Here is a 13936-nt window from a genome sequence, read left to right on the forward strand (position 1 = left end):
ATTTCAAAAAGACCTTTTACGTGAACCAAAAAACAGGAAAAAAATTCTGCTTTTCTTTCATGACTACACTTGTAGATGAAAGCATCCTTCAGAATAATGCCCTTCCCTATTTGCTGGAAGGAGATTTCACGGTAATCGAGGATGTTAAAAAGCTGATTCCTATTGCTGATGTCCAGGTTTCAGACCAAAATGCGGATATTGAAACTAAATTGTTTAATGGATACATTCTTTTGACGCTGGAGGACGAAGAGAAATACTTTGCCTTTGTTGCCGCCCAAAAAGAGGTTGTCCGAACGGTTTCGCAGCCTGAGGTAGAGTTCAGTGTTATCGGGCCAAAGGAATCTTTTGTTGAGTCCATAGACCATAATCTCAATATGATCCGCAAAAGGGTCCCTGTGAAAGAGCTGGTCATCGAGAATTACACTGTAGGTTCCCTTTCCAAGTCAGGAGTAGCAATCCTGTATATTGATGGGATTACTAATAAAGATAACGTCAATACTGTAGTACAGCGGGTCAAAGAGATTGAGTTCGATGAAATCACCGATAGCTCCTATATCGTCCAGTTGATTTCAGATAACCAGAATTCTCCCTTTCCGCAGCTACTCGATACAGAAAGACCGGACCGTATTGCGGCAATACTTGCAGAAGGTAAAGTCGCCATCCTTGTAGATGGTTCGCCCCACGCATTGATTGGTCCAACGACCCTGGTGGAATTCTTCGGATCATTCGAAGACTATTTCCTTAATTATTTACTATCTTCCTTTTTCCGTTTGGTCCGTCTATTCGCCGTTGCATTCTCGATTTTGATTACGCCAATTTATGTAGCAGCCTTGTCCTATCACTATGAATTGATCCCAAAGGATCTATTAAGTACGTTGATTACATCAAGAAGAGAGATTCCGCTTCCTCCGATACTGGAAGCATTGTTCCTTGAGTTGACAATTGAGCTCCTCCGAGAGGCCGGAGCCCGCCTGCCGACAAAGGTCGGCCAGACGATCGGTATCGTGGGCGGAATTGTAATCGGGACAGCTTCCGTTGAAGCTGGACTGACGAGTAACGTACTGCTGATCATTGTCGCGTTGGCAGCGCTGGCGTCTTTCACTACGCCAGTATACCGGATGGGCAATACAATCAGGCTGCTGCGGTTCCCTTTTCTCTTCTTCGCTGAGCTCTGGGGAATGCTTGGTATCGTCGTTTCGTTTTCGTTTCTCTTGGCGCATCTCCTCAAATTGACATCACTGGGAAGGCCATTTTTGGAACCGTTGTACCCTCCAAGGATAACAGACTTCAAAGATGCGATCATCCGTTTGCCGTTTACAATGCAATACAACCGGCCACAATATTTGAGGACGGAAAACCCTGTCCGTTTCAGTGAGAAAAAAGCGAAGCAAAAGAAGGACATCGATGAATGAGCATTGGAGGTTTTGATGAATGCAGCAGCCAGTACCCGAAAGATTGCAAGTTTCACCATTTCTCGTTCTCTACTTAATCATGTCCATGCAGATTGGCATCGGGGTCCTTGGCTACCAGAGAATCATCGCGAAGGATGCTGGCTATGATGCATGGATATCGGTCCTTGCTGCTGGTCTGAGTATCCATATTATCATTTGGATGATTTATAAAATTTGCGGGACCGCTGAAGGAGATATTGTTGCTGCCAATGCCTTTGTTTTCGGTAAAAAAATCGGCAATGTCATAAGTTCTATTTTTATCATCTACCTGCTAATTTTTGCTTTGGCTGTCTTAAGGACATTTATCGAAGTCATTCAGGTATGGATGTTCCCAGAGATCAGTACTTTCTGGTACAGCCTTGTCTTTTTGCTTCTGTCTGTTTATATCGTATTTGGCGGTTTTCGGACCGTGACAGGTATTGCTTTTTTCTGTATAGTCCTGCCGAGCTATCTGCTGCTGACATTCGGGTTCGCGCTCAAGTATGCAGAATTCAGGAATCTACTGCCAATTTTTGATCATTCTCTTAAAGAATTCGCTACTAGTGCATATAACATGTCTCTTACCTATATCGGATTCGAAATACCCTTGTTTTTCTACCCTTTTATAAAAGATGCACCCAAGTCCCAGAAGTGGGCACATTTAGGGGTCTTTTTGACGACAATCATCTACACTGTCCTAGCACTTATTACTTTCACTTATTTTTCAGAAGCTCAGCTGGCCAAATCCATCTGGGCCACACTGGAAATGTGGAAGATTGTCAGCATGCCATTTGTCGAGCGTTTTGAATATATCGGTATTGCCAACTGGAACTTGATTATCCTGCCAAATATCTGCATAGCACTTTGGGGAGGCAGCATGATTTTAAAGAGGGCATATAAACTGCGCCAAAAGAAAGGCGTCATAGTATTAGCGCTGATCTGTCTGGTTGCCGTTTCCTTTTTTGATACTCGTGCGAAAATCAATCTTTTAAATGATTGGACTGCAAAAATTGGCTTCGCTGTTACCTATATTTATATCCCGATTTTATTTATCGCCACTTTGATAGCCAAGAAGGTGAAGAATAAAAATGAAAATTAGAAGTTTTTTTTTGGTTTTAGCAGCAGTCATCACACTTTCAGGTTGTGTCGAAAAAGAAATCATTGATGATGTCAATATTGAGATGGGCGTTGGCTATGATTTAGTTGAGGATGACAAAATTGAAGGTACGGTCATGATTCCCATTTTCAATCCTGATAAAAAAATCGGCAATTTCACCTATTCCGCGACTGCCACGAGCAGCAGGGATCTCATACAGGAAGTTCAGCGAAAATCCGCTCAGCCTCTCGTAACTGGGTCATTGGAAATTGCTTTATTCGGAGAAGGCATTGCTAAAAAGGGAATTAGAGAGTTTACAGATGCATTCGAACGCGATGCAAGTATCGGTGCGAGGGTTTATTTTGCTGTCGCTGATGAGTCAGCAAAAAGCATCTTATCAGGGACATATGGCAACAGGGGGAACGCAATCCATTTATCCCAGCTGATTGAGCACAATATGGAAACACGGAATCTTCCAATTACAAACATGCACCTTTATTTATTCGACCTCTATCAGGAAGGGAAAGACCCCTACCTTCCTATTTTAAAAAAGGTAGAGCCCGAAATTATTGATATAGTTGGGATTGCTTTATTTAAAGATGATAAGCTCATGAGCGAACTCCCTCCAGAAAAAATGTTCTTCTTTAAGCTGCTTACAGACAAGTTCAGCGAAGGGTCATTTAAATTGGATGTCGGTAAGGAGAAAGTGGTAATAAAAGACTTGGATTCAAAACATAAAATCAAGCTGACGAAACGGGATCCCTATATCATTACCGTAGAAATCAAGATCAAAGGCCTGGTTCGTGAATATACAGGACGTATTGTAACACCAGAGATTATTAAGAAGATCGAAAAAGAATTCGAAGCACAGGTCAACAAAGAAGCCAGCGCAATGATCAAGGATTTCCAGGAGCAGGGCATCGATCCCGTAGGATTTGGCGAGTTCATAAAAAGCAAGACAAGAGGCTTCGATTTTAAAAGATGGGAAGACGAATATAAGAATTTAACCGTCAATGTTAAAACCGATATGATTATAACTGAGGTAGGGATTGTTGAGTAAATCGAAAGAGGGTGTCCCAAAAGTATTTTGGGACACCCTCTTTCATTTTGCTTAAGCTGTGGTCGAGAACATGTATTTCTTGTAATGGTACCGTATCGAGAAAATCAAGCTTACCGCCAGCATATTTCCCATAAGCGAGCTTCCGCCATAACTGATGAACGGCAGAGGAATACCTGTGATTGGCAAAAGTCCGATGGTCATGCCGATATTCTGGAATACGTGGAAGGTGATCATGCTGATGACACCGACACAGATGTAAGTATAGAAATCGTTTTTTGTTTCCATGCCAATTTTCGTGATTTGATAAATCAGAAGGAAAAATAAACTTACGACGATACTTGCTCCAACAAAGCCGAATTCTTCGCCAATAATACTGAATATGAAATCAGTGTGGCTCTCCGGCAAATACACTTCCCTTGTTCCATAACCCTTCCCCACCGTTTCACCTGAACCGATGGCCAGCAGCGACCTCGTCAGCTGGAAGCCGGTTGTACTCTGGTAATTATAAGGGTCAAGCCAGGAATAGATCCTTCCGAATTGATACTCCTTCACCCCAAGATATTTCTCAAGGATTTCAGGCTTCCAGATCACAAAATAGAATATGATTGAAATCAGTGTTAGGCCTGTCCCGAAAATTGGCACAAGCAGCTTCCAGGTGATGCCCGAGATGAAAATCATCCCAAGCATGATCGCAATATAAACAAGCGATGTACCAAGGTCAGGCTGCTGCATGACGAGCAAAAGCGGAACCATCGTGACAATACCGATTTTAATCAAAAGCCAGAAGTCTGTTTGCATACTTTTCAGCCGATATTTCTGATGATGGTCAACAATCACCCTCGCAAGTGCCAGGATGATGAACACTTTCACCAGCTCAGAAGGCTGCAGGGTACCCATTGCCGGCACCCTGTACCAGCTTTTCGCTCCATTGATGACAGGAGCAATCGTTGAAGGTGCAACGATCAAACCTGCCAGCAGGACCAACCCAAAGCCGTACGCGTACCAGCTCAGTTTTTGCAGCTGGTCAGAATCGAGTGTAATGACCGCGGTTATGATGCCGGCACCAATGACGTACCAGATAATTTGCTTTATTAAAAAGTTTTCAGAGCCATACTGTCCCGTCGTCTGGGCACTGTAAATGGCAACACAGCTTGAAAGAAATAATAGAATCAATATCGTAACCAGCCCATAGTCGAGCCGGGAATTCGTTTTTGGATTCGAAGTCATTTTTATTCCCCTTTTAAAATGAAGGCAATTTCCAACTGGAATGAGCGCTAAGGAAGTTTTTTTATAAGGCATGAAAATCGAGCCTTACTTGAAGAACTGTTCAATACTTCATTATATTTTTTTCGACAATAAATCACAACTTCTGACTATGAAATGGTTATTATTACATATCTAAATTATTTTATTCAGGAAATTTGGCGCAGGTAAATGGGGGTTGGCTTCCTTTTTGATTATTGGGCTGATTTATTTCATAAAAGAAATAGAATGACGGACAGGTATTCTGATTTTTTCGGGATTTGCGTCCGTCATGACCCTGATGACGGACAGGTTCTCTGCTTTTTCCGGGGTTTGTGTCCGTCATCGTGTCCGCTGTAAATTTTGCGTGCATAGAGATGGGACATGTTTCATAGCTTTGTAAGGGACAAAGTCTTTGAAAAAGTGGGGAATTGTATGCTATCAAAAATTGAAGCGTTCTTTCTTGGGATTATCCAGGGGCTGACTGAGTTTTTGCCGATCAGCAGTACTGGACACCTTTATCTGGGCAGGAATTTATTCGGTCTTGAAGAGGCCGGCCTGCTGCTCGACACGATGCTTCACGTGGGTACGCTGCTTGCGGTGTTTGTGTTTTATAGATATGAATTCATCAAGATATTGAAAAATCCGTTTGGGAAGCTCACCTTCCTCCTTGTTGTCGGTACGCTTCCGGCTGTCGTTGTCGGATTGCTGTTTGAGGATTACTTTGATGAGATCTCCAAAACGGGTGTGACGATTGGCTGGGAATTCCTGATTACCGGGACATTGATGTGGTTTGCTGATTCAATAAAAAACGGCCGCAAAAAGATGGATGATATCAGTTATACAGATGCGCTGGTGATTGGCAGCTTCCAGGCGGCGGCGATTTTTCCGGCGATTTCGCGATCCGGTTTGACGATTGTCGCGGCGCTATGGCGTAAGCTCGACCGCGAGACTGCAGCCTACTTTTCTTTCCTGCTTTCAACGCCTGCGATTCTTGGAGCGATTGTCCTGCAGGGAAAAGATCTTTTCAGCGGCGGAAGTGAGACGATTTCGATTCAGGCATTGTTGATTGGGATCATTTCAGCAGCAATTTTCGGATATATTGCGGTAAAATGGATGATTGGCTATTTAAAAAATCATTCTTTGAAGCCTTTTGCAATTTATGTGTGGATAATGGGGCTTGTTGTACTGTATTTCCAGTATGCAGGGCAGTTTTGAAACTTTCTATAGCGGGATTTTCATTTTTATAGCGACTTTTTCATTTTTATAGCGACTTTCACCTTTTTATAGCGACTTTTTCGTTTTTATAGCGAGTTTCATCTTTTTATAGCGAGTTGGAAATTAACGCTGATTTTTTCCAGTTCCCGTTAGTAAAAAAATGCACACCATCACAAAAATGGTGTGCATTTTGCATTCTATCAGCAGCCGCCGTCTCCGCCCATCAGAACAAGACCTTCGCGATATTCGTCATATTCAAGTGCCATACCTTCAGTATAGTCGACGATATTGGATTCGATAGCGACCTGGATTTCATTAATTACTGTTACATGATCATCTTCTTCCGGCTCCTCCAGAGCCAGACCAATCTGCGGGCCTCCTCAGCCAAAGCCGCCGAAATAGACGCGGATACCTGCTGCGTTGCGCTCAGCGAGGATTTCTTTTAAAATGTCGCGCGCTTTATCTGAAATCTGCATTCTCCCTGTTCCTTTCTACATCAATTCTGTCTAATGCTTAGTTTACCATGGTATCTATAAGAAATACACAATACTGCCCGGAGTATTTCGAGAAGGTTATATTTGGAAAATAACGGGAATGAATTGGTACTTTTATACCTAAATTGTGAACATTTTTCGATAATCTCACAATAAAACTAAACAAAACATAACAAAACTTAACAAAAACTCTACCTATTTATCTAATATTTTATTATATTTAGTTTATTAAGGAAAGGAGGGAATTCATTTGCAAATTTATACTCCTGACGAAATTGCGGCCATGCTAAAAATTTCTAAGCATACCGTCTATGAATTGATTAAACGTGGGGACCTGTCTGCTTTTAAAGTAGGCAATAAAATGAGAATAGAAGAAAGAGAGTTTGAAAGATATAAAGCCAGTATGTCCGCAAATCCAGCCAGAACTAAGGACTCCAAGGATTTGCATACTTTGCAGCTGGCAGGCAGCCATGATTTCCTTGTTGAGCAGCTTGTTAAGTACATAGCGTCAGAAGGAACAGGACTATCCATCACTCCCTCCTACATCGGCAGTCTTGAAGGATTGATGATGCTTTACAGAGGCAGTGCCGATATCGCTGCGGTCCACTTGCTCGACCCGGCATCGCAGCAATACAATCTTCCCTTCATCCGCCAGCTGTTTGTCCATGAGCCAATTACGGTGATGAGACTTGCTTCAAGGGAACAGGGTTTGATCGTTGCAAAAGGCAATCCAAAGAACATCACCGGAGTCAAAGACCTCGCAAGAAGTGATGTCACGATCATCAATCGCCAAAAAGGTGCCGGAACCCGCTTCCTGCTCGATTCCTTCCTGGCCAGTGAAAAACTTGAGCCAGCAGCAGTGACGGGTTACGAAAATGAAGAATGGACGCACCTTGGCGCGGGGGCCCATATCAACAGAGGAACTGCAGATGCTGCCTTCGGGATCAGATGCGCAGCAAGCCAGCTTGGACTAGACTTCATCCCGCTCACGGAGGAACAGTTTGATCTAGTGTTCCGCTGGACTCCTGGAAATAAAGAAGCTCTCCAGCATTTGACCGACCTGATCCAACTTACCAATTTCAAGGATAGCATTGCCGACCTTGATGGCTATGATGCTGAGGAGTTCGGAAAAATCATTTACGGAAACCACTTATCGGAGGCATAAGAATGAAATTCAAACAATTAATTCCTCTTTTACTTGTACTAATGTTTGCTTTTGTAACAGGCTGTTCTGATTCAACGACAACAGAAGCTGAAAAAGACCCAGAAACGAAAACAGAAAAAACCGATTTGATCCTTGCTACCACTACAAGTACTCAGGACAGCGGATTGCTTGATGTCCTGAAACCTGATTTTGAAGAAAAAAACAATTTCAATCTTAAGATCATCGCTGTTGGCACAGGACAGGCGCTTGAAATGGGAACGCGCGGCGAAGCGGATGTCCTTCTCGTTCACGCACCTGCTGCGGAAGAGGAGCTTGTGAAAAGCGGAGATGCGATCAACCGCCAGAAGGTCATGTACAACGACTTTATCCTTGTCGGCCCTGCTGAAGACCCGGCAAAAGTAAAAGGGTTATCAGTAACTGATTCTTTGGCAAAAATCATTGAATCCAAAGCGTCATTTGTATCACGCGGGGATGACTCCGGCACTCATAAAAAGGAACTTGAGCTATGGAAGAAGTCTTCGCTTGATCCGAAAAGCCTTGGCGAAACATACATTGAGGCTGGACAAGGGATGGGTGCAACTCTGCAAATTGCCTCTGAGAAAAAGGGCTATACTTTGACAGACAGAGCTACCTATCTCGCACAGAAAAAGAACATGCCTGACACTGAAATTTTGGTAGAAGGCGATGAAAGCCTGCTGAATATTTATCATGTTATGCAAGTGAACGACGAAAAACATGATAAAGTAAATGCAGAAGGTGCAAAAGCATTTGTTGAGTATATGGTTTCAGAGGATACAAAGAAAATCATCAAGGAGTTCGGTGTGGACGAATACGGTCAGCCATTGTTCTTCCTTTTTGAATAAAATGAACAGATTCGTTTACTAGACTAAATACGAAAGAAAGCCTGATTGCCCATGGAACTTTTACTAGAAGGATTGAAAAAAGCGATAGAGATGATCTTATCAGGAGATCGGGAAATTTTCGAGATTACATTACTTACACTTCGAGTCTCGATTACCGCTGTCTTGATCAGCACATTGATCGGCATTCCGGCCGGGATGTTCCTTGGACTTGCCCGCTTCCCAGGCAGGAAGTTCATCCTAGCCCTTGTCAATATTGGCATGGGTCTCCCTCCTGTTGTCGCCGGCCTATGGATCACTCTTTTCCTGTGGCGATCTGGCCCGCTTGGAGATCTTGCCTGGCTTTACACACCGACAGCGATCATCATGGCCCAGATATTGGTGTCGCTGCCGATTGTTACAGCGCTGACAAGTACGGCATTCCAGCAGATCAATCCGAAGTTGATTTTGCAGGTGAAAGCGCTTGGAGCAACGAAATTGCAGCTTTACTGGATCTTGATGAAAGAGGTAAAACTAGCGATCCTTGCTGCCATCATCGCAGGGTTCGGACGGGTCATTGCCGAAGTCGGAGCCGCAATGATGGTCGGCGGCAATATCAGCGGCGAGACAAGGATCCTGACGACATCGATTGTCATGGAGGTATCAAAAGGCAACTTCGATATCGCCCTTGCACTTTCGTTCATCCTAATGACTCTGGCATTCATCATTACGTTTACCCTGACTTATTTACAGCAAAGGAAGCGGAGCCTATGACCTCACTGATTACTGTGAAAAACCTGGAAGTAAGAGCAGGCAGGAAAAGTCTGCTGTCTATCCCCCACTTTGAAATTCAAGACGGGGAAGTTCTTGGAATCATGGGTCCGAATGGTGCCGGAAAGAGTACTTTTATCAAAGCTTTGTCTCTGCTGGAAAAGCCAGCTCATGGAGCGATTTTTTTCAAGGATCAGGATATCTCTGATGACTTGACTCTTGAGATGCGCAGGAAGTTCGCTGTCGCGATGCAGCAGCCGTTGCTTCTTGACACAACCGTTTTTCAAAATGTCGCAATCGGCTTGAAGCTAAGAAAACTTCCACGTATGGAAGTAAAAAAGAAGGTTGCGTACTGGCTCGATAAATTCCAAATCAGCCATCTCACAAAAAAACATGCCGCCCATCTGTCCGGCGGCGAGGCCCAGCGTGTCAACCTTGCGAGGGCGATGGTTCTGGAACCCGAAGTCCTGTTTCTCGATGAACCCTTCTCTGCCCTTGACTTCCCCACCAAGGTGCAGTTATTGAAGGACATTAAGTCGATCATACAGCAGACGAAAACGACTACCGTCTTTGTCAGCCACGATCTTATGGAACTGAAATACCTTGCCGGAACGCTGGCTATCTTGATGGATGGCGAGCTGAAACAGACCGGTCCCACAGAGGAAGTGTTGTCATCCCCCAACGCATCTGCTTCCACTTTTATAAATGAATGGAAAAGCCTTCTCAATTAGTTGCAAACAGCATGGCACAAACGCCATGCTGTTTTTTCTGGCTTGAATAGCCATTTTAATTGGATTGTTGCATGGCTGCCAAAAGCTATGCTGTTTTTTTATAAAAAGGAAATCCCTCTCTTTTGTCTAATTACTACTTTATAAAACCTTCAAAGGAGTCTGTACACAAATGGAAATGAATATGGATTTTACAACCCACAAACAAATGGCGATTGACTTGTTCAACCTGGCCTGGGATCTGATGGAAAAACAAGATCGGACGGAAAGTGATGATGATACCATGCTTTATGCGGCGATGGCTTCCCGCTACCATTGGGGCGTTGTCGGCATGCCTCTGAATTTCGCCCGCGGGGAATGGCAGATTTCAAGAGTGTATGCGATACTTGGGAGAAGCGAGTCCGCCCTCCATCATGCGAGGAAGTCGGAGAAACTCTGTCTGGAGCATGCTCTTGGCGAATTTGACCTTGGTTTTGCTTATGAGGCGATCGCGCGTGCATATGCCCTGACAGGAGAAGCTGCCGACCAGGAACGATACATGAGCCTCGCGCTTGAAACTGCGGAAAAGGTTGAGATGGAAGCAAATAGAGACTGGCTTTTGAAGAATATCCATTCAGTCAGCACAGGGTACATACCAGTGTGAAGCAAAATTAAGAACAGTAAGTTTACATAAAGGAGAATTGCAATGAACTACGCGATCATAACTGGTGCCTCAAGGGGCCTTGGAGCATCAGCAGCACAACGATTCATCTCAGATGGAATTCCTGTCATTACCGTTTCCAGGAATGAAAATAGCACTTTGAAACATGCTGCAGAGAGCGCCGGAATCAGCTATACACACTATAGATGCGACCTTTCTTCTCCACAGCAGGTTCAAAGCGTCTTCGCACAAATCTGTGATGATATTTTTCAACATGCGGAAAATGTGTATGTCATCAATAATGCCGGAGTCATCGAACCGATTGATGTGGCCGGGGAGCTTGATGCGTCTTTGGTCCAGACGAATGTCCAGGTGAATCTGACTGCACCGATCCTGATCAGTAATTTATTTTTACAAAAAGCAAAAGGAACTGGCACCAGAGTCATCATCGCCAATGTAACATCTGGCGCTGGTGAGCGGCCAATCCAGGGCTGGAGCATTTATTGCAGCACGAAAGCTGCCGTCAATATGTTCACGATGACCGCTGGCCTTGAGCTTGAGAACAATGGAAGCAGCAGTAAGATCATCGCCTTCAGCCCGGGTCTGATGGATACTGATATGCAGGTGACAATCCGCTCTTCCTCAGAAGAGGCGTTCGCCGATGTGGATACCTTCAGGAATTACAAAGAAAGCGGCAATCTTCGCAGTCCTGATACTGTTGCTGGAGCGCTTGTAAATCTAGTACTGGCTGAAAACCTCGTAAACGGGAAGATTTATAAGGTGAATGACTTACTGTAAAAAAGCGTAAGCACGATGGTCAAAATATTCTTATGAAGTCAAAAGGCGAAGGAGCACTGATTCTTCGCTTTTCTGCTCTGTTTCTGGATACTTTTTTAGTATGATGAAGGTATGATTGATCATGGGAGTGGCATAAATGGATCGGATCTCTTTTAAAATCGGGGCAGTATTTTTCATAACGATATTGCTGGTCGAAGGTGTGTTATTCTACTACCTTCACTCTTCTATCATCCATTCAAGGATCGACGAGGAGCTAGCTTCCCTGCAAACGCGCGGTAATAATCATCGTGATATTCTGGAAACTTCCTATTCCCGGGAAACAATCCACCATATCACGACAATGGAATCGAGGACGGACACACATGTTATTATCACTGATAAAACAGGGGTAATCGTTTCTTCTTCCGTACCGACCGATGACTCGATGCAGGACATAATCACAGAAACTCCAGAAGATGTTCCGAGGGCTGGGTTGATTTTAGAAGATGACTGGCAAGACAAGCAATATATTGCGTCGGTAAGCCCCATGGAGAACGAGGGTGCTGTTTATATGTTCAAGAATACCGAGCGGGTCCAGAGCCTGATTGCCAAGCTGAACAAGCATTTCTGGCTTGCCGGAATCCTGCTGCTGACCTCAATGGCCGTAATCACCCTTTTCCTATCAAGATTCATTACTAAGCCCGTCATTAAGATGAATGAAGCGACTTCAAAAATCCGCCAGGGCGACTATTCTGTCACTCTGCCCCGCCGTGGAAACGATGAATTGGGTGAGCTTGCAGAATCGATTCAGGTACTTGCTGATGACCTAAACCACATGAAAAGGCAGCGGAATGAGTTCCTCGCGAGCATTTCACATGAATTGCGGACCCCGCTCACCTATATAAAAGGGTATGCAGACATCGCGGGTAAACCAGGAACAGGTTCTGAGGACAGAAGCCAATACCTACAAATCATCTACGAAGAGGCAACCAAGCTTTCAGGTCTGGTCAAAGGATTATTTGACCTAGCCAAAATGGATGAGAACACTTTTACAATCCAAAAAGAACGTTTGGAGCTTTGTGCATTCATGCGCGGAATTCACTCGAGGATGGCACCATCTTTTACCGAAAAAAATATGACGCTTAATTTTGCCTGTCACGGGGAAGTCTATATCGAGGCTGACCCGGTCCGCTTTGAACAAATTATCATTAATTTGCTGGATAATGCCAGAAAGTATTCAGAAGAAGGAACTGCGGCGACAATGCAGGTTTCCAAAAAGAATGGGCATATCCATATCACCGTAATGGATCAAGGAAAAGGTATTCCTGAAGAAGACCAGGCTTGGGTTTTTGACCGGTTTTACCGGGTCGACAAGTCACGGTCGAAAGCTTTGGGAGGTTCGGGACTCGGACTTGCGATCGTAAAGGAACTTGTAGAAGCACATGGCGGGAAAATTGCGGTTCGCAGCGAGCTGGGCAAAGGCACTACATTCGAAATAATTCTTTGAGTGGTTTTAAATGTCTGAAACATGGAATACATAACAAGAGGGGTGATGTCATTGAAACGAGTTAATTCGTTGGTGGAAATTGTTGAAGCTGTGAAGAAAGAACGCAATGGCAATAAAGTCTTGCTCAATCAGCACGAAACCTCACGCTCCGCTGTCACTTTGGGTGACGAAGACACAGAATCCGGCACGAGGCTCCACGTGAAGGCTTTGCTGAATGATTCCCTTTATTACTCAGAGGTATTTACGGATGACACGCTGTATGAGGAAGCGAACGGGCTGATCCAGGAGTTGAAAGGTCTCGCGGAGGTTGAGTTAGTCAGCGAGAAAGAGATTGAACGATTAGTTGAAAAATGAGTTTTAAAGGGCAGCTGAGTGCAAGCTGTCCTTTTTTATTTGATTGCCAAAAAATCCATTTGTTCTATTTGCGAATAAGAGTAGAATTTTACGAATAAAAATATTTTTTTGCGATTAAGCAGTAGAATTTTACGAATAAAAGTATTTTTTTTGCGATTAAACAGTTGGTTTTTGCGAATAAAAGTATTTTTCTGCGAATGAAGTTAGTTTTTCAAGGATTAAACGCACATTTTAGCATATAAAATCCTCTTAATGTATTACCACCCTTATACCGGGAAAACTAGCTTTGTACTCACTATAAGGAGGGCTTATAATGACGAAAAAGTTCAATAAAGGCAGCAAAAATCAAAATTCGCCAAAACTGGGTAACCAGATGGCCGAGTTTTCCGGCGAATTGACGAGCGGGGACAACAGCAAGGGGAACAAACGTAACAAAGACCAGAGCGATAAAACCGATCGTCACCACTAGATTCTCCAGAACAAAAAGCGCAAGCGCCTCGTTCAGTCCTGACAAGCGCTGGAGGGCCGACCGGTGAAGTCGTTCTTTGACTTCATTGGGCGGACCGAAGCGACTCGAGGGGCTAGGCGCTGGAGCTGGATTAAGATAACTTCATG

General features: G+C 44.0%; 14 protein-coding genes. 13 read left to right on the forward strand and 1 reads right to left on the reverse strand.

Features of this window, described 5'->3' with window-relative positions; genetic code table 11:
- The 3 genes from ACH0QE_RS09160 to ACH0QE_RS09170 form a co-directional block, all read left to right on the forward strand.
- On the forward strand, positions 1-1412 hold a 1412-nt coding region (locus ACH0QE_RS09160; RefSeq protein ID WP_415800397.1), incomplete at its 5' end, for a spore germination protein.
- A gap of 19 nt (positions 1413-1431) precedes the next feature.
- Positions 1432-2529 carry a GerAB/ArcD/ProY family transporter gene (locus tag ACH0QE_RS09165; RefSeq protein ID WP_415800398.1) on the forward strand — a complete coding sequence of 366 codons (1098 nt, stop codon included), beginning with the start codon at positions 1432-1434 and terminating at the stop codon, positions 2527-2529.
- Positions 2519-3586, forward strand: coding sequence for a Ger(x)C family spore germination protein (locus ACH0QE_RS09170; RefSeq protein WP_415800399.1), 1068 nt, complete (start codon positions 2519-2521; stop codon positions 3584-3586). Before ACH0QE_RS09165 ends, ACH0QE_RS09170 begins: the two co-directional genes overlap by 11 nt.
- Positions 3587-3637: 51 nt before the next feature.
- Here the strand turns inward: ACH0QE_RS09170 and ACH0QE_RS09175 are convergent, their stop codons facing one another.
- On the reverse strand, positions 3638-4813 hold the full coding sequence (locus ACH0QE_RS09175; RefSeq protein WP_415800400.1) for an FtsW/RodA/SpoVE family cell cycle protein: 1176 nt from the start codon (positions 4811-4813) through the stop codon (positions 3638-3640).
- A gap of 450 nt (positions 4814-5263) precedes the next feature.
- Between ACH0QE_RS09175 and ACH0QE_RS09180 the strand changes: the two genes are divergently transcribed.
- The 10 genes from ACH0QE_RS09180 to ACH0QE_RS09225 all read left to right on the forward strand — a co-directional run bounded on the left by ACH0QE_RS09180 (position 5264) and on the right by ACH0QE_RS09225 (position 13790).
- Positions 5264-6046, forward strand: a complete 783-nt coding sequence (locus ACH0QE_RS09180; protein ID WP_023627834.1) for an undecaprenyl-diphosphate phosphatase — start codon at positions 5264-5266, stop codon at positions 6044-6046.
- 744 nt (positions 6047-6790) lie between these two features.
- Entirely contained in the window at positions 6791-7705 is a 915-nt protein-coding gene (locus ACH0QE_RS09185; RefSeq protein WP_415800401.1) for a substrate-binding domain-containing protein, read from the forward strand.
- Between the two features lie 2 nt (positions 7706-7707).
- A complete protein-coding gene (locus tag ACH0QE_RS09190; protein ID WP_415800402.1) occupies positions 7708-8568 on the forward strand; it encodes a substrate-binding domain-containing protein in 861 nt (286 codons plus the stop codon).
- 51 nt (positions 8569-8619) lie between these two features.
- The gene (locus tag ACH0QE_RS09195) at positions 8620-9318 is read left to right on the forward strand and encodes an ABC transporter permease (protein ID WP_415800403.1); all 699 of its coding nucleotides are present in this window, start codon (positions 8620-8622) and stop codon (positions 9316-9318) included.
- Positions 9315-10046 (forward strand): ABC transporter ATP-binding protein, encoded by a 732-nt coding sequence (locus tag ACH0QE_RS09200; RefSeq protein ID WP_415800404.1) that lies wholly within the window; start codon positions 9315-9317, stop codon positions 10044-10046. The genes ACH0QE_RS09195 and ACH0QE_RS09200 overlap by 4 nt, the downstream gene beginning before the upstream one ends.
- A gap of 169 nt (positions 10047-10215) precedes the next feature.
- Complete coding sequence (locus ACH0QE_RS09205; protein WP_415800405.1) at positions 10216-10686, forward strand: hypothetical protein; 471 nt, start codon at positions 10216-10218, stop codon at positions 10684-10686.
- 42 nt (positions 10687-10728) lie between these two features.
- Positions 10729-11481, forward strand: a complete 753-nt coding sequence (locus ACH0QE_RS09210; protein ID WP_415800406.1) for a (S)-benzoin forming benzil reductase — start codon at positions 10729-10731, stop codon at positions 11479-11481.
- 136 nt (positions 11482-11617) lie between these two features.
- Positions 11618-12967, forward strand: coding sequence for a sensor histidine kinase (locus ACH0QE_RS09215; protein WP_415800407.1), 1350 nt, complete (start codon positions 11618-11620; stop codon positions 12965-12967).
- 51 nt (positions 12968-13018) lie between these two features.
- Positions 13019-13321, forward strand: a complete 303-nt coding sequence (locus ACH0QE_RS09220; protein ID WP_415800408.1) for a hypothetical protein — start codon at positions 13019-13021, stop codon at positions 13319-13321.
- A gap of 313 nt (positions 13322-13634) precedes the next feature.
- Positions 13635-13790 carry a hypothetical protein gene (locus ACH0QE_RS09225; protein WP_226678849.1) on the forward strand — a complete coding sequence of 52 codons (156 nt, stop codon included), beginning with the start codon at positions 13635-13637 and terminating at the stop codon, positions 13788-13790.
- Positions 13791-13936: the final 146 nt, after the last annotated feature.

The organism is Mesobacillus sp. (assembly GCF_047739415.1).
Classification (GTDB): Bacteria; Bacillota; Bacilli; order Bacillales; family Cytobacillaceae; genus Mesobacillus.